Source organism: Streptomyces canus 299MFChir4.1 (genome assembly GCF_000383615.1).
Lineage (GTDB): Bacteria > Actinomycetota > Actinomycetes > Streptomycetales > Streptomycetaceae > Streptomyces > Streptomyces canus_C.
Window position 1 is genome coordinate 19015 of record NZ_KB911599.1, and the last position, 22227, is coordinate 41241.

Annotated in this window: 22 protein-coding genes, 1 tRNA gene and 2 pseudogenes; 19 read left to right on the top strand and 6 right to left on the bottom strand. The window is 69.7% G+C overall.

Going from position 1 to position 22227, the window contains the following annotated elements:
* Positions 1–379: 379 nt before the first annotated feature.
* Positions 380–452, top strand: a tRNA-Arg gene (locus H293_RS0130725).
* Positions 453–565: 113 nt separating this feature from the next.
* Entirely contained in the window at positions 566–910 is a 345-nt protein-coding gene (locus tag H293_RS0130730; protein WP_020121663.1) for a hypothetical protein, read from the top strand.
* A gap of 94 nt (positions 911–1004) precedes the next feature.
* On the opposite strand, the gene H293_RS50240 is transcribed toward H293_RS0130730, so the two are convergent.
* Together H293_RS50240 and H293_RS50245 are read right to left on the bottom strand one after the other, a co-directional pair.
* Positions 1005–2243 carry a tyrosine-type recombinase/integrase gene (locus H293_RS50240; RefSeq protein WP_106968445.1) on the bottom strand — a complete coding sequence of 413 codons (1239 nt, stop codon included), beginning with the start codon at positions 2241–2243 and terminating at the stop codon, positions 1005–1007.
* Positions 2244–2525, bottom strand: coding sequence for a helix-turn-helix domain-containing protein (locus H293_RS50245; RefSeq protein WP_028808341.1), 282 nt, complete (start codon positions 2523–2525; stop codon positions 2244–2246).
* Between the two features lie 466 nt (positions 2526–2991).
* Here H293_RS50245 and H293_RS55335 point away from each other — a divergent pair, with 466 nt between their 5' ends.
* The 12 genes and pseudogenes from H293_RS55335 (at position 2992) to H293_RS50260 (ending at position 14139) form a co-directional block, all read left to right on the top strand.
* The gene (locus tag H293_RS55335; RefSeq protein WP_028808342.1) at positions 2992–3231 is read left to right on the top strand and encodes a helix-turn-helix transcriptional regulator; all 240 of its coding nucleotides are present in this window, start codon (positions 2992–2994) and stop codon (positions 3229–3231) included.
* Positions 3232–3366: 135 nt separating this feature from the next.
* A complete protein-coding gene (locus H293_RS50255) occupies positions 3367–4611 on the top strand; it encodes a DUF3631 domain-containing protein (protein WP_020121665.1) in 1245 nt (414 codons plus the stop codon).
* Positions 4612–4830: 219 nt separating this feature from the next.
* On the top strand, positions 4831–5685 hold the full coding sequence (locus H293_RS0130760; RefSeq protein ID WP_020121666.1) for a DUF2637 domain-containing protein: 855 nt from the start codon (positions 4831–4833) through the stop codon (positions 5683–5685).
* 121 nt (positions 5686–5806) lie between these two features.
* Positions 5807–6457: a MobC family plasmid mobilization relaxosome protein gene (locus tag H293_RS0130765; protein WP_020121667.1), complete on the top strand. Its 651-nt coding sequence runs from the start codon at positions 5807–5809 to the stop codon at positions 6455–6457.
* Positions 6454–8124 (top strand): relaxase/mobilization nuclease domain-containing protein, encoded by a 1671-nt coding sequence (locus tag H293_RS0130770; protein ID WP_020121668.1) that lies wholly within the window; start codon positions 6454–6456, stop codon positions 8122–8124. Before H293_RS0130765 ends, H293_RS0130770 begins: the two co-directional genes overlap by 4 nt.
* A gap of 879 nt (positions 8125–9003) precedes the next feature.
* On the top strand, positions 9004–9483 hold the full coding sequence (locus tag H293_RS0130775) for a DUF5994 family protein (RefSeq protein WP_220450794.1): 480 nt from the start codon (positions 9004–9006) through the stop codon (positions 9481–9483).
* A gap of 258 nt (positions 9484–9741) precedes the next feature.
* Positions 9742–9927, top strand: a pseudogene (locus H293_RS60420) (serine hydrolase domain-containing protein); the annotation flags it as partial.
* A 380-nt stretch (positions 9928–10307) separates the two neighbouring features.
* Positions 10308–10646 (top strand): hypothetical protein, encoded by a 339-nt coding sequence (locus tag H293_RS0130790; RefSeq protein ID WP_020121672.1) that lies wholly within the window; start codon positions 10308–10310, stop codon positions 10644–10646.
* A gap of 160 nt (positions 10647–10806) precedes the next feature.
* Positions 10807–11430 (top strand): DUF5994 family protein, encoded by a 624-nt coding sequence (locus tag H293_RS0130795; RefSeq protein ID WP_013002878.1) that lies wholly within the window; start codon positions 10807–10809, stop codon positions 11428–11430.
* Between the two features lie 17 nt (positions 11431–11447).
* Positions 11448–12641: a PP2C family protein-serine/threonine phosphatase gene (locus H293_RS0130800; RefSeq protein WP_020121674.1), complete on the top strand. Its 1194-nt coding sequence runs from the start codon at positions 11448–11450 to the stop codon at positions 12639–12641.
* Positions 12642–12735: 94 nt separating this feature from the next.
* Positions 12736–13440 (top strand): DUF5994 family protein, encoded by a 705-nt coding sequence (locus H293_RS0130805; RefSeq protein ID WP_020121675.1) that lies wholly within the window; start codon positions 12736–12738, stop codon positions 13438–13440.
* Between the two features lie 315 nt (positions 13441–13755).
* Positions 13756–14139, top strand: a complete 384-nt coding sequence (locus H293_RS50260) for an STAS domain-containing protein (protein WP_020121676.1) — start codon at positions 13756–13758, stop codon at positions 14137–14139.
* Between the two features lie 22 nt (positions 14140–14161).
* Here H293_RS50260 and H293_RS0130815 read toward each other — a convergent pair whose 3' ends face one another.
* From H293_RS0130815 to H293_RS50265, 3 genes and pseudogenes are all read right to left on the bottom strand, one after another.
* Positions 14162–14671, bottom strand: a complete 510-nt coding sequence (locus H293_RS0130815) for a DUF5994 family protein (protein ID WP_033415843.1) — start codon at positions 14669–14671, stop codon at positions 14162–14164.
* Positions 14672–15059: 388 nt separating this feature from the next.
* Positions 15060–15304, bottom strand: a pseudogene (locus H293_RS62010) (site-specific integrase); the annotation flags it as partial.
* Between the two features lie 43 nt (positions 15305–15347).
* The gene (locus tag H293_RS50265; protein ID WP_020121678.1) at positions 15348–15533 is read right to left on the bottom strand and encodes a hypothetical protein; all 186 of its coding nucleotides are present in this window, start codon (positions 15531–15533) and stop codon (positions 15348–15350) included.
* A 52-nt stretch (positions 15534–15585) separates the two neighbouring features.
* Here H293_RS50265 and H293_RS58535 point away from each other — a divergent pair, with 52 nt between their 5' ends.
* Positions 15586–15729, top strand: a complete 144-nt coding sequence (locus tag H293_RS58535) for a hypothetical protein (RefSeq protein ID WP_220450795.1) — start codon at positions 15586–15588, stop codon at positions 15727–15729.
* Between the two features lie 273 nt (positions 15730–16002).
* On the opposite strand, the gene helR is transcribed toward H293_RS58535, so the two are convergent.
* A complete protein-coding gene (helR, locus tag H293_RS0130825; protein ID WP_028808343.1) occupies positions 16003–18168 on the bottom strand; it encodes an RNA polymerase recycling motor ATPase HelR in 2166 nt (721 codons plus the stop codon).
* 419 nt (positions 18169–18587) lie between these two features.
* Between helR and H293_RS0130830 the strand changes: the two genes are divergently transcribed.
* The 4 genes from H293_RS0130830 to H293_RS0130845 all read left to right on the top strand — a co-directional run bounded on the left by H293_RS0130830 (position 18588) and on the right by H293_RS0130845 (position 22196).
* Positions 18588–19256 carry a glycoside hydrolase family 11 protein gene (locus H293_RS0130830; RefSeq protein WP_020121681.1) on the top strand — a complete coding sequence of 223 codons (669 nt, stop codon included), beginning with the start codon at positions 18588–18590 and terminating at the stop codon, positions 19254–19256.
* Complete coding sequence (locus H293_RS0130835) at positions 19256–19933, top strand: polysaccharide deacetylase family protein (RefSeq protein WP_020121682.1); 678 nt, start codon at positions 19256–19258, stop codon at positions 19931–19933. Before H293_RS0130830 ends, H293_RS0130835 begins: the two co-directional genes overlap by 1 nt.
* 101 nt (positions 19934–20034) lie before the next feature.
* A complete protein-coding gene (locus tag H293_RS50270; RefSeq protein ID WP_020121683.1) occupies positions 20035–20664 on the top strand; it encodes an N-acetylmuramoyl-L-alanine amidase in 630 nt (209 codons plus the stop codon).
* Positions 20665–20804: 140 nt separating this feature from the next.
* Positions 20805–22196 (top strand): DUF2235 domain-containing protein, encoded by a 1392-nt coding sequence (locus H293_RS0130845; RefSeq protein WP_020121684.1) that lies wholly within the window; start codon positions 20805–20807, stop codon positions 22194–22196.
* The last annotated feature ends 31 nt before the right edge of the window (positions 22197–22227 follow it).

Sequence of the window (22227 nt, forward strand, 5' to 3'; positions counted from 1 at the left end):
TCGAAGCACCCTGAACGCGGGTCCGCCGCGTGCCCCCCGTCGAGGCCACGCCGTCATGCCCGCAGGCAGGCGAGCACCGCGAGGACCCAGCGGCGGCCACCACCTCGTGGCCGACCCGTTGCAGCGGCCCGACGAGCCCTTCGCGCAACAGGCCGGCGTCCTCGGCCACGATCAGGCGAAGCGACCCGGAACCTGTTCCGGACCGCACACGTCATCACGGCACACAGGGCAGCAGCGCCGCCACCTCGACCGCCACCAACAACCGCTAGACTGTGCGCGGTGCACCACTCAGGTGACGCACCTGTGGATGTCTGGGCCCAGGGAGGGCGAGATCCACCCGATAAGGGCGGATTTCCAACATCTTTGCCCACACATCCCCGCCTTCGTAGCTCAGGGGATAGAGCACCGCTCTCCTAAAGCGGGTGTCGCAGGTTCGAATCCTGCCGGGGGCACAGAGAAACACCAGGTCAGGAGCCCTTCCGCCCGACGGACGGGAGGGCTCCTGCGCTTGCAGCACACATATGGCACACATGCCGTGCGCGCGGATGGTGGGGAGCTGTGCAGGATGGCCGTCACGGATGAGCTGGCTCGGCGTCGGTACGAGAAGCTGATCGACCGGCTCGAATCGATGATGCGAGCGGCTCTTAAGCCGCAGTTCCAGGGCTACCACGGTCAGCTGATCCTGAGCGGCGACGATCTTGCGGAGTTGGGCGACCTCAAGGACGTCCGGCATGCAGCTCGGGAAGCGGGACGTCGTCTCGGCTGGAAGACCACCACCCGTCTCGTCGGTGACCGGCTCTTCGTGCTGGACGAGCGGGAGGTACCTGAGGAGATCGAGCGGCTGGCCGGCGATGAGGCTGCTGCCGCGATCGACCGAGCCCGGCAGGACAGCCAGCGACCGCGCGGATGACCTGAGCCGAGGGAGACGGAAGGGGCTGCCCCACCGCATCAGCGCGGTCGGGCGGCCCCTTTCTTGCGGCTCCCCGGCACGCATCAGGCACACATCACGCTGCATCGTCCTCCAGGGCGGCCACCTCCTCAGCGGCCTTGCGGGCCTTCTTCTCCGCCTTCTCCAGCTTGGCCTTCGCCTTGGCCAGTTGCTTGGAGCGGCGCTTGTGCATCTTCTTCGAGACCTCGTCCAGACGGTCCGGGAAGAGGTGGCCATACGTGTCCAACGTCAGGGTCGCGGACTTGTGGCCCAGCATCGTCTGTACGACGTTGACGTCCGCGCCGCTTGCGATGGCCAGCGAAGCCGCCGTGTGCCGCAGCTTGTGCGGGGTGACCTTGAGGTGCCCAAGCCCGGCCTTCACGACCGCTGGCGCGAACAAACGCTGACGGAAGTTCCGCGCCCTCAGCGGTCCGCCCTGCGGGGCGGTGAAGAGCAACTCCTCGTCTCCCCGCCCCTGAACGTGCGGTTTCAACTCCTCTGCCAGGAACCGTGGGATCGGTACTGACCTGCGCTCATGGTTCTTGGGGGTGTCGAGGTAGAGCTTGCCGTTGTCCTCGGCGTACGCCTCGACGATGTGGGCCCGGCAGGAGGCCAGGTCCACGCGGCCCACCTTCAGCGCCGACGCCTCACCCCAGCGCAGACCGGTATAGGCCAGCAGCAGGATGAACACCCGGTAGGCGCCCGACGCGTTGGCCAGTGCGTCGACCTGCATGTCGTCGAGGTACACGTGGTCGGCAGGCGCCGCCTTCGGCAGCGGCACGCCGACCGCCGGGTTGACCGCCAGACGACGGGCCTTCACCGCGTAGCCGAGAACGCGGCTGAGGACGACGTACGCCTTGCGGACCGACCTGGGGCTGAGCTTCCTGCCGCCGGTCGCCTCGCCGGACAGCAGGTCCGCGAGCCACTCGGCGATGTCCTCGAAGTTGACGCGATCCAGCGGGGTGGTGCCCCATCTGGGGATCACATGGACGTCGAGAACGCCGCGATAGCGGCCCCGGGTCGAACGCTTGAGATGGATCTGCGCGGCCAGCCAGGACTCCGCCACCTCTGCGAACTTCACCCGGGCGGCGGCCGGATCACGGTAGGAGCCGTCATTGAGACGGGACTCCATCCTCGTCCGCTCCGCCTCGGCGTCGACCTTGCGGGCGAAGGTCTTCATCTTCGGCTTGCCGTCAGGGTCGTACCAGCGGACTCGGTAGCGACCGGGTGGCGTACGGCCCGCCCGCTTGGCATCAGCTGCGGCACGCGCGTACGCCGCGTGCCCTATGCGGTCCTCGATCCAGACCCGCGCCAACTAGCACCCCTCCCGGTCGCCGCTGGTCACCGACGGGAGCGGCAGGAGTAGCGTGGCGGCGGGGATGCCCAGCGCGGTGGCGATCACGACGAGGTCGTCGATGTCGCAGCGACGGCGCGCGCGTTCGGTTCGGCTGAGGGCGGTGTTGGTCATCGGGCGGCCCAGCGCAGTGCAGCGAGCGGCGAGCTGCTGCTGGGTCAGGCCGCGCACGAGGCGTAGGTGCTCGATGGCGCGGGCGGTGTGGAGGCCGGCAGGGCCTATTTCGACAGGTCGGGTTGCCATAACAGGTAGCTGTAACTTGCGGCCGGGCGCTATGGCAAGAGTTGGTTCTTAAACTCTACAGAAGTCACCCGAGGACTGAGTGGCGTTCCTCTCATCGAATTCCGGCACATCACGAGCCGTCTCTTCGGGAATGCCGTGCTACCTTCCCATCGCGCTCTGATTATGGGCGATTCGAGCAGGTATCAGCCGAACAGCGCACCGGGTTCATCGGATGACACCCGCGCACTCCGCAACACCACCGACCTGCGGAGGTATCGGATTCCGACACCTCTACCGATAACTTCGCCGTAAAAAATTTCGACTTCCGTGGAAGCGGTTTTGGCAACCGCTCATCCACCCTTACTGTTTTCGCCTCCCCAGCCACGCTGAGAGAAGTAGTACAGAGTTTCAGAACCAACTCTGGACTTCTCTCCGTGAGGTGTGGCTGTGTTGTCCAGGCCGTTGTCCAAGACCGAAAAGGAGCCTCGTGCCGACCTCTTCTCCCCGTAGCACCAATGCCCCTGCAACCGCTGCAACTGTCCGTGGCCCGCTTGCCACCCCTGCGGAGGTCGCGGCCTTTCTCGGGGTGCCGGTGAAGACCCTCTACCAGTGGAAGTACCGGGGCATCGGCCCCAACGTGCACAAGGTCGGTCGCCACCTGCGCTACCGCTGGCCCGAGGTGGACGCCTGGGTGAACGCCCAGTCCGCGTACGACCTCACGGCCTGATGCCGCCCTGCCGGGACAGCGAAGCGGCTCTCGGCGAGCCACCGCCGAGAGCCGCAGAGTCCCCGCCTCGTCGCCCTTGAACGATCGAATCGGTGGGCCGGGCTTGCCCGTCCGGCCCACCGGGAAGGAACGCCTGTGGACGAATCTACGTCCCCCGCCACCGCATCCTCGATACGCACCTGGCCGCCCGTCGCCGCCCCGGGCCAGGACCCCACCGCGAAAGCGCCCACCGCTGAGGACGACGAGCCAGGGCAGAGCGTGGAAGGCGCACAGCTACTGGACGAGCTGAGGGAAGCCATCGCGCGGTACGTGATCCTGCCCAGCAGTGAGGCCCTGACCGCCGTCACGCTGTGGGTGGCGGCCACGCACATCCAGCCCGCCCTCCAGCACGCACCTCGCCTCGCCGTGGTCGGGCCGGCGAAGCGGTGCGGCAAGTCCCGCCTGTTGGACGTGCTCACCGAGACTGTGCGCGAGCCGCTGATCACGGTCAACACCAGCCCGGCGGTGGTGTTCCGCGCCATCGGTGAGGACCCGCCCACCCTGCTGGTGGACGAGGCCGACACCATCTTCGGCAGCATCAAGGCCGCCGAGAAGAACGAGGAGCTGCGCGGCCTGCTCAACGCCGGCCACCAGCGCAACCGGCCCGCCCTGCGCATCTCGGGGCCGGAGCACAAGCCGCAGGCGTTCCCCACCTTCGCGATGGCCGCGCTTGCCGGTATCGGGGACCTGCCGGACACGGTCATGGACCGGTCCGTGGTGATCCGTATGCAGCGGCGCAAGGCAGGTGAGCGAGTGGAGCAGTTCCGGTCTCGCCGCGACATCCCCGCCCTGCACGCCCTGCGTGACCGGCTGACCGCCTGGCTGCGTCCGCTGACGGACACCGCAGCCGACCTGGTGCCGCCGATGCCGGTGCAGGACCGGGCGGCGGACACCTGGGAGCCGCTGGTGGTCGTCGCCGAACTGGCAGGTGACTCCTGGCCGGAGCGAGCACGGGCAGCGTGCGTGGCGATGTGCGCGGCCGAGGTCGGCCAGGAAGACGAGTCCAACGTGAAGACGCGGCTGCTGAAGGACGTACGCCGTGTCTTCGCGTGCTACGGAGATCCGGACTCCGTGCGCACGCGGGACCTACTGGAGGAGCTACTCAAAGACCAGGAGGCTCCATGGGCGGAGTACCGCAACACCGGTCTGACCGCGCGCTATCTGGGGATCCTGCTGAAGGGCTTCGGCATCCAGGCGGCCGTCCTCCGCTTCGAGGGCGGCCGGCAGGCCCGGGGCTTCGCGCGCACGCAGTTCACCGATGCCTGGGCCCGCTACTGCCCCGAGGAGCAACCACCCAGCGGCGATGGGACCACGCGTCACGAGTCGGCCGACCACCCGTAAACACCCGTCGCACACGTCGCACCGCAGGTCAACCCCGTGACGGGTCCGGTAACTGTGACGGGTCCTCCTGTACCACCCCAGGCTCCCGTACCAGCCCTGACCAGGCATGCGACGGGTGTGACGAGTCCGCCCCCTTCCCCACCGGCAGCCCTGCCCTGTGGCTATGGCAGCCGTCTCCCCCTGGAGTAACGCTTGCCCTCACGCACCACCCAACCCCCCGTGCCGGCACTGACTGCCGCGATCCGCCTCGGGGTCGCCCTGGTCGGCACAATCGCCTTGGCCCTCTCCTACGACGCCCTGCGGCAGATGGCCGTCGCCATCCACATCCGCGGAGTCCTCACATACGCCTTCCCGTTGGTGATCGACGGGTTCATCGCCATCGGCGTCGCCGCCCTGCTCATCCTGCGCACCGCACCCTGGCGCTCACGTCTGTACGTCTGGGCACTCGTCGGGCTCGCCACGGTCACGAGCATCTGGGCCAACGCCCTGCACGCCATCCGCCTCAACCAGCAGGCACGCACCGCCGGACTGCACCTGGACGACATCACCGTCGGCGCCCTGTCCGCCATCGCCCCTCTCGCGCTCGCCGGCGCGGTCCACCTCGACCTCGTCATCCGCCGCCACCCCACACCCCGCGCCCAAGAGGCTGCCGCCACAACGAGCCAAACGGTCGGCCACAGCCACAACGGCAGACACAGTGCCGAGCCGCCTGCCCGTTCGGACGATCAGACCTCCCTGCCGAAGAAGGTGCGGTGCTCGCCCGATGTGGCCGAGCGCGCGGACGTAGCGGAGGCAGCAGTCAACGTGCCGCAGGCCCCGACGCCGCTCACCAAAGAAGGCGGCCACGAACGCGACGCCACCTTCGACGAGCTGCTCGCTATCGCCCGCACCGCACCACTGGGACGCGGGGACCGCGCCTCACGTCGCAACATCGAGGCGGCCATCCGCGGCGCTGGGTACCGCATCGGCAAGGACCGCCTGACCCAGATCAAGGACCACGTACAGGCCGAACTCGACCAGGCCGCCCGCCGGCGGCAGGCCGAGCCCGACAAGGAACCCGTCGGCGCCCACTGAGCCCGCAGGCACGCCCGTCACCCTCGCGCTCGACTCCTCCCGTTCGTCCCCGCACAGCCCGGCGCGGGACGAGCGGTCTGGAGCCATGACCTCTTTCCCACCACGCACGGAGAACCGCACAATGCACGACCCGCACCACGAAGTCCCAAGCCTGCCGCAGCAGATGACCGCTACCGCCAACAGCGCAGCAAGGTATGACGCTGGACCGTCCAAGGGCCGGTCCAACGCGGACACCTCCGCCCCGGGGGTGGCGGAGGACCTCGGGCACCGGGGGGTGCCCGAGGAGGAAACGCCAGCCGACGCGGCCGAGCAGTCCCCCGCCGCGCTTGCCGACGAAGTCACCCTGCGTCGTATCGCTCGCCGGCGTACCCGCGAGAGCGTCCAGCGCAAAGAGCGTGTCGACGTCCGCTACAGCGCCGACGAGAAGTTCCGGATCCTCGCCCGTGCCCGCAAGATGGGCATCGCCGGCGCCCACCTCGTCGGCGCCGTCATCATGGCCTATCTCGACGGCGACCTCTCCGTGGGCCTGGCTGGGCAGCGCACCCAGCTCGACGACTGCCTCGACAAGCTCGACGCCCTGCGGGCCCAGGTCGCCCGCATCGGCAACAACGTCAACCAGATCGCCCACCGCGTCAACGCCGGAGGCGATCCGCACCCTGTGGACACCGCTGTCCTCGCCCAGACCGAGCGCACCCTGGACGCCGTCCGCGCCGCCATCGGCGACATCGCGCAGACCATGAACCACGCCGTCTCCGCGAGGGCGGCCCGGTGATCGCCAAGATCGGCAGCGGCAAGAGCACCGCCGGCCTGATCCGGTATCTGTTCGACACGAAGAAGGCCAAGGACCACACCGACCCGCACCTGGTCGCCTCCTGGGACGGCTTCGCTTCCGATCCCGGCCGCGCCGACGACTTCGACGCCACAAAGCTGCGGCTCGTGGCCGACCTCGACCTGCGGGTCAAGCAAGCCCGCCGACTGGGCCGGGCGCCCGAGCGGCACGTGTGGCACTGCTCGGTACGTGCCGCCCCCGGCGACCGGCACCTCACCGACGCCGAGTGGGCCGACATCGCCCACCGGATTGTGGCGGCCACCGGCATCGCGCCACAAGGCGATCCCGACGGGTGCCGGTGGGTCGCCGTACGCCACGCGGACGACCACATCCACATCGCCGCCACCAAGGTCCGAGGCGACCTGCGCACCGCCCGCCACTGGAACGACTACCTGACGGCGGACAAGGAACTCGCGGCCATCGAGAAGGAATACGGCCTGAAGCGGGTGGTGCGCGGCGACCGCACCGCCGTCCAGCGCCCCACCCGCGCCGAGACGGAGAAGGCCCGCCGCGCCGGCAAGACCCAGACCTCCCGCGAACGCCTGCGCACCACCGTCCGTCAGCTGGTGTCCATCGCCACCGGCCCGCAGGAGTTCCTCCACTTGCTCGACGGCGTCGAGGGCGTCCTCGTCGACGTCCAGCACTTCCCCTCCGGTGACGTACGCGGGTACAAGGTGGCCGTGGAAGGCGACACCAATGCCGCCGGTGAACCGGTCTGGTTCTCCGGCGCCAAACTCGCCCCCGACCTGTCCTTCCCCAAGATCCGCGAACGCCTCGCCGGCATCGAAGCTCCGCCCGTCACCAAGCCGGGCAGCCGGCGCGCGCCCAGCCCCTGGCACCAGGCCACCGCTGCGGCCGAGCGCATCCTCCACCACCTCGACCACGGCGACGAGGCAGCCGCCCAGGCCCACATCGCGGCCTTCGGCGAAGCCGTCGACCTCCTACCGCTGGTCGCCCCCAGCCATCTGCGGCCACATCTGCAGCAGGCCGCCACCGCGTTCGAACGTGCCACCCGCTCCCGCATGCGCGCCCAGCAGGACCAGGCCCGCGCCCTCCAGAGCGCCGTACGCGCTCTGCGCACCGCTCCGGTCATCGGCGGCTCCGGGCTGGCGATGTTCCTCGACATCGCCGTCCTCGTCGTCATCGCCACAGCCCGCTGGCACCAAGCCCGCCGGCACGACCAGCAGGTCGCCGCCGCCCACCAGGCCCTTGTCCATCTGCAGGCCGCGTACCAGCAGGCTGCTGCCGAGCCGCTGGCCGCCCTGGCCCAGCGTCGACCACCGGCCCGCACCGTGGAAAGGCACGCCCAGCGGATCCTCATGATCGTGCCCGAACACGCTCAGCGAGTCCTCGACGACCCCGGCTGGCCGGCTCTGGCCGCCGCCCTGACCGAAGCCGAGACCGCCGGCCACGACGCCGAGCTGCTCCTCCAGCATGCCGCCCGCCAGCGCACCCTGGACGACGCCCACTCCACCGCCAGGACCCTCACCTGGCGTGTCCAACGCCTCGCCGCCCGGCAGGTCCCCGGCGTGCAGGCACGAGCCGCCCGAGCCCACACGAGCGCGACAGCGCGACCGGCACGTCGCGAGCTGCGACGAGGACCGCTATGAGGGACAACGACCACCCGTACGAGCCAATCTGGCGACACCAGCTGGCGAGCGTAGATCCGCTGCAGCCGCCTCTACCTACTACCTATGCGGCTTCAGCCCCACGCGGAGGCGAGGACTCGCCTCCGCAGATCGACGACACCCTCGTTCTCCCGGCTGACAGCCCAGCACCAGGAGATCGAACAGCTACGGGAGCAGGCTGCCGCCGCCGGCAACGTGCGGCGTGGCTGTGTCAGTTTCTGTGGGAGTTGTTTCACGGTGGCTTCGGGAGTCATTCCGCCGGCTTCTCGGTGATCAACAACGGTGAGTTTTGATGTCACTCGCGGTGTCGGGGCTTCACCGCGGGTGGGCATTCTGGCTTTCTGCCGGCCTCGCGGGCCGGTTCCATGGAGACCGTGTTGCTGTTCGTCGCCCGCGTTCCTGCGGACTGGCCGACCAGGGAAGGTGGACAGCGCAACAGGTCGGTCGGGGCCGGGGTGTGCCCTGTTGGCCCTCTCGGGAAGAGGGCCGGGGGCGTATCCATGACATAGACCCCAGCGGTGCTCGGCAGGAGCTCGGGACGCTCTCAGAAGCACCCGACCCGTTGGACGCCCCGGACACGGTCCCGGGCGGCAGCGCCGTCTTTGGGAGACAGGCGTCTGTGTGTCCCTGGTCAGGCGCTCACAGGCTCTGACCAGGGGCATTCCAGCGTTCGTGGTTCCCCGATCCGTGCAGGGTGGCTGCGTGCGTCTTTGTGCCGTGCAGGCCAGGCAGTGGCGAGTCCCGTGGGGAGTAGGCTGCAGTCACCGAGGGTATTACGTGCGCCGGTGGCCGTGCTGACGCCGTTCTCGGTGAACGACAATGCCGGGCCGGTCAGACCGCGCCCGGAGGCAGGTTCACGTCATGGAACCGACTGCCGATCAAGTCGCACTCAGCGTAGTCCCCTCTCCACCGCTGCCGGCCCGGCTATCGCTGGCGCCATACGCAGCCGTCCCGGGCGGATTCGACGGAGCCTGGTGGCCGTACTCCCGCAATCTCGCCGACGAACTTCCCGCCCTGGTGGAAGCGATGGACGGGGTGGGCACCATCACCGGAGTCCTTCTGGGGATCGGGCTGTGGCCCGACATCCCGCACCGGATCTCCGTCGGCGGGCACGTCGTGACCGCAGGCTGGTTCATGTCCGATCACGAACAGCACGAGATCATGCTCTGCTCCTATCGTGACGGGTTTCGCACCCTGCTCATCGTTCCTCCCTCGACGGAGCCTGACACCGCAGCCTGGCTGATGAATAGGCCCGTACCGGTCGACAACAGCAGCACCGCCACCGAACTGCTGGCCATGGCAACGGCCCGCTTCGACGCCTCTGTTGAAGGTCCGCAGTGATCGGACTGCCGATGTGAGGCGTTCTGTCTGAGCACGGCCTGGACGTGCCGAGCCGCCCGTTCAGCCGGCTTCAGCCCGTTCGACCTGCGCCTTGGGGGCCGTCGGCGACGCCACCGGCGTCCTCGCCCAGGGCGCCACCGACGTCCTCGACACCGACGAGCCGATGCGCACCGACACCGTTTTCGACGCCGCCGGCCTCACAAAGATCCTCGCCGTCTGGTCCTCCATCGGCGCCCTGTGGGAAGACGGAACCCTCGACCGGCTCCCGGCACCACTGCCGAGGAGGACGTCTGGGTCCACTACGGCTTCAGCGGCACAGGCATGTGGATCGCCCCCATCGACGGCCGGTGGGCGGTACTTTTGACCAACGAGCTCTACTACTCCCGCGACCGCAAACCGCTGAACGGTGTCCGTAACGCCTTCCGAAAGCTGGCTTTCACTTAGGGACCAAATCCTCCTGGCGTGGGATGTTTCGCTCGGAGGGGTTCGGAGACCCGGTGAGCGGAGGTCGCGTCGTGTGCGGGTTCGGAAGTGAGCTGGCATTCAATTCGTCCACCCATACTGCCGTCCGGCTTCGATCGCGGGCGGCAGCGCTGTGGGCGTATTCAGGGGGCTGCGCGGCGGCCAGTGCTGGTCCGGAGCCGGGCGCATCCTGTGGCACCTGCCGCGACAGGGCAGGGACGGGGTGGCGCCCCTGCCCTTACCCCGTCGGCCCTCGGCTGTGAGGTACGCATCCTTCGACGCAGCCGCTTCCCCATCGCCCCGGCTTCGCCCTGCTGGTCGCCGAGACGACGGTGCTGGTCGGTTGCGCCTTCGGTTTTCCGATGGGCTCCGACGGCTCCGGCGGCCGGCAGGGCGGCGGAACGCTCCAGGAGATCATCCAGCGGCTCACTTCCCGGGCACGGTTCGTCGTCCTCACCCAGGTCGTGGCCCATCCGCACGCTCAGCACCGCGACATCGCCCGCCGGCTGCAACAGCGTCTCCTCACAGACCTGCACTCCTCCCTCGGCATCACCCTGCTGCATCCCGCCGACCAGACAGGACAAGCCGCCTTCTCGTCCTGGGGCTGGCAGAACATGGGTGAGGTCGTGGGGCTGCACGGCGCCGTCGCCCCCTGCGTGCTGACCTTGTCCGCCGAAGGAACAGCTCTTGCACGCCGGTGATGCGGCAGTGCGATGGCTGCGTGCCACGCCGTCTGCCACAGCCGGGAGTAATCTCAGACATACCGAGAACTTCCGGGCGCACGATGACGGCGGCGCCGTTCCCGGCGAGTGACACGAGACGGGCAGCCGGAAACCGCACGGCCCGGAACGGGATCGCACGATGAACGCCATCACACAGCCCGCCGAAGGTACGGCACCAGGTGACGGACACTCCTACCGCATGCCCTTGCCCCGGCTGCGCCTCACCCCGGACTTCAGCCATGGCCCGCTGGACGGCGCATGGTGGCCGCGCTGCGACGCACTGGAACTGGAACTGCCCGTACTGGTCGACCCCCTGGATCCGGGCATCGGCACCGTCACCCGTGTGACCGTGGAGCCGGCCGCCTGGCCCGATGCCCCGCAGGAGGTGATGGCGCCCGGCCACGTGATCGAGGTGGTGCTGACCGATTCCGCCGCCGAGGCGCATGCCATCACCGTGGACTGCGGCACCGTGGGGAGCTGGGAACTGCTGGTGATCCCCACGGAAGAGCCGGCCCGAGTGGCCACCCGGCTGCTGAGCGCTGCTGCCGACCCCGCGAACCCACTGTCGGCTCCGCGCCTGCCGGCACTCGCCGAGAGCGGCCCCGACGGACAGGACACATGGGAGTCGGAAGGAGGAGCCGGACCCGGTAAGCAGCCCGGTCGGCTCCGCACGACCGGCGGGCCGGGCATGCACGACCGCATGATGGAGCCATGGCACCGTCAGATCCTTTGTCATCCGGGCCCGCCCCCGCCCCTAGCGTGACCACGGAAGGTGAGCGAATGCCAGCAGGGCGACGCCCGGACCGGTCCGAGAGCTTCGGGGAAGCTCTTCTCGGGAAGATCCTCGACAGCGCGCACGAACTCCCGCCCCACCTCATCGGGCCCCTGGTCGCCGACGTGATGGGACAGCTCGGTGGCCACCGTCCGCAGGTGCTGTTGCAGGACTACGGCCAGTTGGTGCTCGTACCGCTGCCCGGCGAGGGCCTCACCGGCGGGGAGCCGCAGGTGATCGACGACTCCGAGGCGGGCCGCTGCTTTCTCGACGCCGTCCCTGTCGAGGTGCCTCAGGAGGGCGGCGTCCGGGTCCATCTGCCCCTGCTGGACGGCGGTGACCAGGTGGGAGTCATGGCGGTGACGCTGGACAGTGTCGACGATGACGACCGCCGCCTGCTGCTCAGAATCTCCGGCCTGGTGGCCGACCTTCTGGTGACCAAGCACGGCTACTCCGACCTGTTCTTCGGCGTCCGACGCGATGAGGGGATGAGCGTCGCCGCGGAGATCCAGTGGTCGCTGCTGCCACCTCTGGCCATGATCATGCCCCGGGTCGCCGTGGCCGGGATCCTGGAACCCGCCTACGCCGTGGGCGGCGACAGCTTCGACTACGCGCTGAACGGCGACGTCCTCCACGTGGTCATGATCGACGCGATGGGGCACGGGCTGGACGCGGCCACGATGGCCACCGTGGCCATCGGCTCCTACCGCCACGCCCGCCGCGCCGGCATCGGACTGTTGGAGATCTACGCGTTCATGGACCGCGCCGTGGCCGAGCAGTTCGGTCCCGAGCACTTCGTCACCGCGCAGATGCTGCAGCTGGACACGACCACGGGGCGGGTGCAGTGGGTCAACGCCGGGCACCCGCCGCCGATCCTCGTCCGCGACCACCGCGTCGCACAGCGTCTGGTCGCCCCGACGACCCTTCCCGTCGGCCTGGGCGGTTCGGAGCCTCGGGTGAGCGAACTGGGGCTGGTGCCCGGGGACCGAGTCCTCTGCTTCACCGACGGAGTGGTCGAGGAACACAAGAGCGGCGGGGAGGAGTTCGGCGAGGACCAGCTGATCGACTGCGTGAACCAGCTGGAGAGGACCGGCCGCGGCATCCGGGCGGTGACGCGCTCCCTGTCCCACACGCTCAAGCAGGCGCGCGGCGGACAGACCAGCGACGACGCGACGCTGCTCATGGTGGAGTGGCGCGGCTGACCTCTCGTCCCCGCCGTCCGTCACCGTTGCACGGCCGCAGGTACCGCACATCCGTGCGATCACTACGCCTCGCCGCCGGTCAACGCGGAGTAGTGTGGGCAGTACCGAGGGCATTTCGCACACCGGCTGCCACGCCGGGTCGTCCCCGGCGAAGGATGACACCCGGGCCGCGGCACAGGTGGCCCGGAGACGGGTCCGCATCATGTCGGCGACCTTGTACCCCACCCTGCCGCACCGCGAGCCCGTCGCAGCCCCGGCCGCACGTCTCGCGCTGAAGACCGACGGCGCCTCCCGCGGGCTGCTGGACGGAGCCTGGTGGCCACGGTCCCGGGACCTGCTCAGCGAACTGCCGGCGCTCACGGACGTGTTGGACCCCCTGTGGGGCCGCATCACCCGTATCGCCGTCAACCCGGAGCACTGGCCGGTCATCCCGCGCAAGATCCCCGTGAGCGGGCACATCGTCAAGGTCGGCTGGTTCACATCGGAGATCGACCCGCACAAACTGCTGCTGCTCTCCTACGGCACCAGCCGCTGGGATCTCCTCGTCGTTCCGCCCGAGACCGGGGCACAGTCGGCGGCCCGTCTGATGGCAGCCGTATCCGACCACGACGGCCCGCCCCTGACCGCGAGCGCGTACATCGCCGCGGAAGCGGCCCGGCACGCCGTCTCCCCCACCGACCAGGCACTGGACCCGGACGAGGCATGGGAGTACGAGGGCGGCGCCTCGGCGGTGTCCGCGGCCGGCACCGGACAGACCGGTCCGCCAGGGCCGGCCAGCCGGCTGATCATCGGTATGTGAGGTGGCCGCCATGAACGCCTTCCTGACAGCCATCGCTTTCCTGGTCCTCGTCGCAGTGGCGGCGTACGTGATCCACCGGCTCGGGCTCCAGCACGCCGACAGGATCGCGGCGTACCGGTACAGCACTCCCCGGCCCGGTCGCCGTGGCCGTGGCACGCCCCAGCCGCACGCCGCACCATGGGTCGGCATCCGGGCGTCCGACCGGCCGCCCGGCCGCCCCGCCCCACCACCCACCCGGCCCGCGGCGACGCGAGCCCGGGGCGTGGACGCAGGCTCTGGAGCACCAGAGGTTCCGAGCATCCGAACCGAGGCGTCATGACTCTTCCACGGCTGAACGTCTACCGGCACGACCGGGGCGCGCGGGCCCTGGTCACCCTGGCCGGTGTGATCGACCCCGTCACCGCGCCCCGGGTGCGCGCCGCTCTGGAGCAGTGTCTGCGGGACGGGATCACCCTCATCGACGTCGATCTGACCACCGTCGACCGCTGTGACGACAGCGGCCTGCGCGTCTTCCTCGACGTGTCGGAGCATGCCGCCGAGACCCAGGCGTTCCTGCTGCTGCACCACCCCTCCCCGCAGACCGAACGACTGCTCATAAACACGGGCTCCGACGGTCTGCTCTACCCGATGAGGCCGGGAGGAGCGCGCCCTCAGCGGGCCCGACGTCGGCAGAAGCGCCCCAGGGAACGGGCCGCCTGATCGGAGAGCGCTGGTGCGCCGGTCAAGCCGTACGCCGGTCGCGCCCCGTGCCGCCCACAGGACCGCGCCCGCTCCCGGTGTCGATGAGGATCTGTTCCGCGTCGCTGACGTTGTCCACCCGGACCGCCTGGGCCATCGCGGCACGGGCGGCATCCGGTGCCGCGTCGGGCGGGACGACCAGCAGCGAGAAGATGTCCCGGTCGCCCCGGGTGATCAGAACCGTGTCGTCACCGACCGGGAAGGAGTCGATGTGCACCACGTGGTCGTCCACGACGACACGCGTCGGGAGACCCTCCCAGGCGGAGGCATCCAGCCCCACACGGGACACGGGGCCGAGGTGGGCGACGAGGGCACTCAACAGGGCGGGCAGCTCGGCCCCGATGTCGCGCGAGCGCGGCCACCACGCGCCGTCGAGCGCGCCTTTGCGTGATTCGGTCGTCTCCAGCCGGAGAAGCGCAGATCCCGGTCGCACGGCCTCGTGGACGCCACTGGGCAGCCGCCGGGGAACAGGTGGTGTGTCCGAGCTGGTCATGATGACCACCCGTCTGTAGGGCCGGTGCGACGACGGGACTCCGCCCCGCAGCTCCCACGCTACTCCTGGCGCCACACGCACCGACGTCTGCAAGATCGCCCGCCCTCTCGCCCCGCCCCGCCCCGACGGAACGGATCCAGCACACATGAGGTTGGGAAGCCCCGTGAACACTGGAGAACCACGGAGTGGTGTTTTCCCAGGCCAGACGCACTCCGACCGACGTTTCCTCAGGTCAAAGCCCTGCCCAGGGAAAACTCCTAAAGCGGGTGTCGCAGGTTCGAATCCTGCCGGGGGCACAGACATAAGGGCCAGCTCAGGAGGGGTTTCCTCCAAGGCTGGCCCTTGGCCGTTTCAGGCGCCGTGCCACATCCGTGCCGCATCCGTGCCACTACGAGCCCGCCCGATCCTTTTCAGGGGGCTCGGGGGTGGCCACTCCCCCGCCGCCCCGGATCATGGCCCCAAGCCGGTCGGCGATGGCCCGGTCCCGGTCGCTGTGCCGTCGAGGCGAGCGTGTTGCCCGTGTGCCGAAGGTCGTGGAAGGGCAACTCGGCCGTGACACCCGCAGCCTTCCGAGCCTTCACCCAGTCGTCCCTCCGCCGCGGTTGCCCGCCTCTGCGGATCGACGAAGACGTGTGTCTCGGTCGGCAGCGGCGCGTCGAGGAGTGTCTGGACCACGTCAGGTCAGAAGGTAGGCCTTCAGGATCGTCACCGCGTAGGTGTTGCCGGTGGTGTCGGTCAGGGTGGATTTGAGGGAGACCGAGCGGGCGTTTTCCGGGTGGGTCAGGGTGAGGGCCCTGTTGCCGTGGGTGGTGGTCACCGGGGCGGGGGACCATGTCTTGCCGGCGTCGTAGGAGACCTTCACCGTCAGGGATTTCAGGTCGGTGGACGCCGGCCCCTGGAGGGAGAGGGGGATCGTGGTGCGGCACCTGGTGGGGCACCCCAGGGAGATCGACGTCGCCACGCAGGACATTCCCGAGCCGGCGGTCCGGACAGTCGACAAGGACGGCACCGCCACGCTGATCACCTTTTTCTCCCAGGAGTCCGGCACGGAGTCCTGACCCCTGAGGCGCGCCCGCCGCCGGCAGCCGTCACGGCACCTCGCATGACAAACCCACTGGTGATCGCTGGACGGGTGACGGGCCGACTCGGGGATCTAGTGATCGTTTCCAATGGGGTACAGCAACGGGCCATTGACCGAGCAGGTTCCTGCCTGGCTGGTCGCGGCTCGGCTGAGAGCGCTGATTGTCTGTCCCGCCCGGGGAGGAGTGAGGGAGGCCCCCCGACCGGGGGTTGCCCGGCGTCCGAGGTGATCCAGCGGCTGTGACCGGCCGTCAGCTCCCCGGACCGGTACTCGTCAGGATCACCAGCCGCTGCGTCGCCCTGGTCATCGCCACGTACCGGTCCACCGCTCCCTCGACGCCCTCACCGAAGTTCTGCGGGTCCACGAGGATCACCAGGTCGAACTCGAGGCCCTTGGAGAGGGCCGGGGTCAGGGAGCGGACCCGGGGGGTCGGTGCGAAGTCGGGGGCTCCGATGACGCAGGCGATGCCTTCCGGGTGGTGTTCGAGCCACGTGTCCAGCACCGACGGCAGGTCCGTCACCGGGCCGTACGTCACCGGGGTGCCGGTGCTGCGGATCGACGTGGGGACGTTGGCGTCCGGGAGGGCGGCGCGGATGACCGGCTCGGCCTCCTTCATGATCTCTTCCGGGGTGCGGTAGTTGATGCTCAGGGAGGCCATCTCGACGCGGTCGAGGCCCACCCGCCGCAGCCTCTCCTGCCAGGACTCCGTGAAACCGTGCCTCGCCTGGGCGCGGTCGCCGACGATGGTGAAGCTGCGGGACGGGCAGCGCAGCAGCAGCATCTGCCACTCCGCGTCGGTCAGTTCCTGTGCCTCGTCGACGACGACGTGGGCGAACGGGCCGGCGAGCAGGTCCGGGTCGGCGATGTGCAGGGCGGACTCGTCGACCAGGGCGTGGTGGAAGTCCTCGCCGCGGAGCATCGTCACCAGGCCCATGCCGTACTCGTCGTCGGCGACCGCGCTCAGGTTCTCCACGACCGTGGTCATGCGCTCGCGTTCGGCGGCGACGGTGGCCTCGTTACGGCGTCTGCGGCGCGAGATCTCGGGGTCGCCGAGCCGCTGCCGTGCCGCGTCCAGGAGCGGCAGGTCGGACACCGTCCAGGCCTGGCCGTCCGCGCGCTGCAGCGCTCGTACCTCGTCGCGGTCCAGCCAGGGGGCGCACATCCGCAGATAGGCCGGGACCGTCCACAGGTCCGAGACCAGGTCGGCCGCCTCCAGCAGCGGCCACGCCCGGTTGAAGGCGGTGAGCAGTTCACGGTTCTGGCGCAGCGACTTGCGCAGCAGCGCCTCCGGGGCGTCGCCCTCGTGCCGGTCGACCAGGATCGTGAGCAGCTCGTTCCAGACCTGGTCGCGCGCGTCGTTGTGCGGGGCGCCCTCCGCCGCGTCGAACGCCTCGGCCCAGTCGGCGGCGGTCAGCGGGATGTCGGACCAGTGGGTGGTGACGGTCATGCCCTCGGTGGGCGGCTCCTCGTAGAACCGGACGGCCCTCTCGATCGCCTTCACCAGGTCCGCCGACGACTTCAGGCGGGCCACCTCCGGATCGGTCTCGACCCCCGCCGTGGCTCCCTCGGCCACGAGGTCCCTGAGGACGCAGGTCTGCACGCCCTCCTCGCCGAGGCTGGGCAGGACGTCGGAGACGTAGGCCAGGTAGGGCCGGTGCGGGCCGACGAACAGCACGCCGCCGCGGCGGTGCCCGAGGCGCGGGTCGGAGTGCAGGAGGTAGGCGGAGCGGTGCAGGGCGACGACGGTCTTGCCGGTGCCGGGACCGCCGTCGACGACGAGCGCGCCGCGTGATCCGGCGCGGATGATGGCGTCCTGGTCGGCCTGGATGGTGCCGAGGACGTCCCGCATCCGTTCCGAGCGGTCGCTGCCGAGGCTGGCGATGAAGGCGGACTGGTCGTCGAGCGAGGCGCGGTGCCCGGCGAGGTCGTCGGCGGCGAACACCTCGTCCCAGTAGTCGCTGATCCGGCCGTTCGTCCAGCGGTACCTGCGGCGGCTGGCCAGCCCCATCGGGTTGGCGTGGGTGGCTCCGAAGAACGGCTCGGCCGCCGGGGAACGCCAGTCGACGAGCAGTCTGCGGCCCTCGCTGTCGGTGAGACCGAGCCGTCCGACGTACACGGGCTCGGTGTCGTCCGCGCCCACCATGTGTCCGAGGCACAGGTCCAGGCCGAAGCGGCGCAGAGTGCGCAGCCGGGCGCCGAGGCGGTGGACCTCCGTGTCCCGGTCCATGGCTTCCTGGCCGATGCCGCCGGGCGCCCGGAGGGTGGCGGCGAGGGTGTCGGACAGTTCGGCGATCGTCTCTTCCAGGCACCGGGCGATGGCCGCGAAGTGTTCCTCGTCGGCGGCGATCAGCGTCGGTTCGGCCTTGGCGGCAAGGCGCTCGGGAAGGTCGAACACACGGGTGGGCAGGGAATTCAAGTCAGCAGCTCCGATATGAGGTCATCGTCTACGACCACGAGGGACGAACGGTCCGGGCCGGTAAGTGTGCGCCCGCACCGGGGCCTTGCCGCAAGCCCCCCGGTGCGCTATACGTTGAGAGTGGCAAGGAGTGACGTGACCTCCTTGCCTTTGCTGTGTCCCCCTCCGAATCGGACCGCGCCGGGCACCGCAGCCCGCCTCCGCCGGAGCGCCATCCTTCCTCAGTATGAACCACTGGCATCGCACACACTCCGGAAAGCCTTCGAAACATTCGAAGAATAGGGAGACTTTCCGATCTTCCATCTCCGTGATCTTCCGAAAGATTTCGGCGATTTCCTCAGGTGAGAGGGATCTCGAAGCATTCGAAACATCTGCCGAAAGTGTTGACGCTTGACAGGGTCAGACCAAAACTGTGGGGCATGACTGACACACCCGCACACCCGACGCGCCGCACTGTCTGCGGCCTCCTGCTCGCCACCGGGGCCACCCTGGCCCTGCCCGGTACCGCGGAGGCGGCCACGGTCATCACCACGAACCAGACCGGGACCAACAACGGCTACTACTACTCGTTCTGGACGGACGCCCAGGGCACGGTCTCCATGACCCTGAACTCCGGCGGGAACTACAGCACTTCCTGGCGCAACACCGGCAACTTCGTCGCCGGCAAGGGCTGGAGCAACGGCTCCCGCAGGACCGTGAGCTACTCCGGCAGCTTCAACCCGTCCGGCAACGCCTACCTGGCCCTCTACGGCTGGACCTCGAACCCGCTCGTCGAGTACTACATCGTCGACAACTGGGGCACCTACCGGCCCACCGGAACGTACAAGGGCACCGTCACCAGCGACGGCGGGACGTACGACATCTACCAGACCACCCGGTACAACGCCCCGTCCGTGGAGGGCAACAAGACCTTCAACCAGTACTGGAGCGTGCGGCAGTCGAGGCGGACCGGCGGTGCCATCACCACCGGCAACCACTTCGACGCGTGGGGCCGGGCCGGCATGCCGATGGGCAGCTTCAAGTACTACATGATCCTCGCGACGGAGGGTTACCAGAGCAGCGGCAGCTCCAACATCACGGTGGCGTGATGAGGGCCCGGGCGCACCTGCCGTTACTGGCCGCCGCCTCGCTCGCCGCGGCCGGCACCCTCACCGTCCCCGCCGCCGCTGCCCCCGCGCAGGCCGCCGCCTGCTCCGGATACGTCGGCCTCACCTTCGACGACGGCCCCGGCAGCGGCACCACCACCCTGCTCAACTCCCTGAAGCAGTACGGCCTCAGGGCCACCATGTTCAACGAGGGCCAGTACGCCGCCGCCAACCCGGCGCTCGTCAGGGCCCAGGTCAGCGCCGGGATGTGGGTCGGCAACCACAGTTACACGCACCCGCATCTGACCCAGCAGAGCCAGGCGACCGTCGACTCGGAGATCTCCCGCACCCAGCAGGCGATCGCGAACGCCGGCGGTGGCACACCGAGGCTGTTCCGGCCGCCGTACGGCGAGACCAACGCGACGGTGAAGGCCGTGGAGGCCAAGTACGGGCTCACCGAGGTCCTGTGGCAGGTCGACTCGCAGGACTGGAACAACGCCGGCAGCGACGCGATCGTCGCGGCGGTCGGCCGGCTCACCAACGGCCAGGTCATCCTCATGCACGACTGGCCGGCCAACACCCGCGCGGCGATCCCGCGCATCGCACAGACACTGGCCGCCAAGGGGCTGTGCTCCGGCATGATCTCGACCCAGACCGGCCGCGCGGTGGCGCCGGGCTGAGCCACGGCCACGGCAGTACTGCCGCAGCAGTCCGGCCACAGCAGTCCGGCCACGGCATTCCGGCCGCGGTGAACCGGCCTCGGCGCGGCGGTCTTTCCCCCTTGGACCACCGCGCCGAACCCGGGTCAGCGGAGAAGCCGCTCCCGCACGACGACGTGGCGAAGGCGGACGGCAACGACTGTCTGTACGGCCTGGAGATCGAGAACCGCGGCAAGGGCGGGGACCCCTACCCGGCGGCGCAGTACCGGCAGGCCGTGCTGTGGGCGGCGGCGATCTGCCGGGCGCACGGCTGGAGCGAGAAGTCCGTCGCCGGGCACAAGGAGTGCCAGCCGGGGAAGATCGACCCCAGCTTCGACATGGACGACTTCCGGGCCGCCGTGAAGAAGCAGCTGGCGGCCGGGGCCGGCAAGACACAGCCGTCGAAGCCCGCGGGCAAGCCCCGCGTGGACCTGTCCCGGCTGGTGACGGCCGCGAAGACCGACCCCGGGGCCAAGCAGGGCCACGTCAGCTACATGGCCGGCACCAACCTCACCGAGGCCGCCCTCGCCGAGCTCGGCTACCTCTCCCGCGCCTACGCGGGCGACGGCTCCTTCGGCACCACCACCGTCGCCGCCTACGCCAAGTGGCAAAAGCACCTGGGCTACACGGGCGCCGACGCCAACGGCATCCCCGGCAAGGTCTCGCTGTCCCGGCTGGGCGAGCGGACGGGGCTCTTCACGGTCGTGGCCTGAGCGGTCCCAGGACCGGCCCGCCACCGCGGCAACAGCGCCGTGGCCGAGTTGCGGGCCGGCCCGGACCCTGCGGTACTGGCTGTATCTCCCGAACCGTCGCGGAGTCCTGTCTACAGGACCTCGGGCAGAGGAGGCACAGCATGGCCAGACATCTGGTGGTCTGCTGCGACGGGACCTGGAATCGCGCCGATCAGTCGCACAAGACCAATGTGGCCAAGGTGGCCCTGGCCGTACGGCGACGCACCGCCGTCGGCACGGAACAGCGGGTGTACTACCACAGCGGGGTCGGTGCCCAGCGGCCGGAACGGCTGCGAGGCGGCGCGTTCGGCCTGGGCCTGTCGAGGAACGTGCTCGACGCCTACCGCTTCCTCATCCAGACCTACCAACCCGGCGACCGCCTGTACCTGTTCGGGTTCAGCCGGGGCGCGTTCACCGCGCGCAGCCTGGCGGGGCTGGTGCGCAACTGCGGCATCCTGCGCCGGGAGCAGGCCGACCGGATCGGCGAGGCGTGGGCGCTGTACCGCAGCCGCACCAAGCAGCCGACCAGCGTGGCGGCCACCCTGTTCCGCCAGGCCTACGCCCACGAGACGGAGATCCGCTTCGTCGGCGTCTGGGACACGGTCGGCTCCCTCGGCATCCCGGTCCCGGCCCCCTGGTTCCTGCGCCCGCTCGTCAGCCGCTTCAACAAGCACTGGGCCTTCCACGACACCGACCTGAGCACGTGGGTCAACGGTGCCTTCCACGCCCTGGCCATCGACGAGCAGCGCTCCGCGTTCCCGCCGACGCTCTGGCACCAGCAGAAGGGCGCCGCCGAGCAGGGCCAGGAACTGCGGCAGGTCTGGTTCACCGGGGTGCACACCGACGTCGGAGGCGGCGAGGCGGACTCGGGGCTGTCCGACCTCACGCTGCTGTGGATGGTCGGGCACGCCACCCGGTACGGCCTCGAGTTCGACACCCGGGTCCTCAGCGAGAAGGGGCCGGACGAGATGAAGCCGGACAGGAGCGCCGACTTCGCCGTCCGACCGGACCCGCTGGGCGCGCGGCACTATTCGCGGGTGAAGTTCTACAAGGTGTTCCGGGTATTGGACCGGCCCATCGGTCAGGCGGAGGAACCGAGGGACCCCAAGAAGCCGAGGGCACCCGAGGACCACGTCCTCGACGGGTGCGAGTACCTGTCCGACTCCGTCCTCGCGCGGTACGAGCTCAAGAGCGACTACCGCCCTCCGGAGCTCGACGAGTACTTCACCATCTTCGGGGAGGCCCGGCGCGTCGAGCACGCACCGCTCCGGGTGGACGAGCCCGCCCCGTACAGTGCCCCCGTGCCGACCGTGGAACCCTGCCCCGCCTGCGACGGGCCGTTGACGTCCGGCGGCATGCTCCTGGTCCACCGCGAGGACGACGGCCTGCGCGCCTGCCGCACGCTGTGGCGCTGCGCGGAGGGGCACCTGTGGTGGCGGTGGGCCGACCGCCCCGGAAAACCGCTGGAGGAGTGTCCGTATCCGAAGGTGTTCCGGGGCATGTTCCAGGGCTGAGGAACCCGTACAGATTTCCTGTACGGGTGAC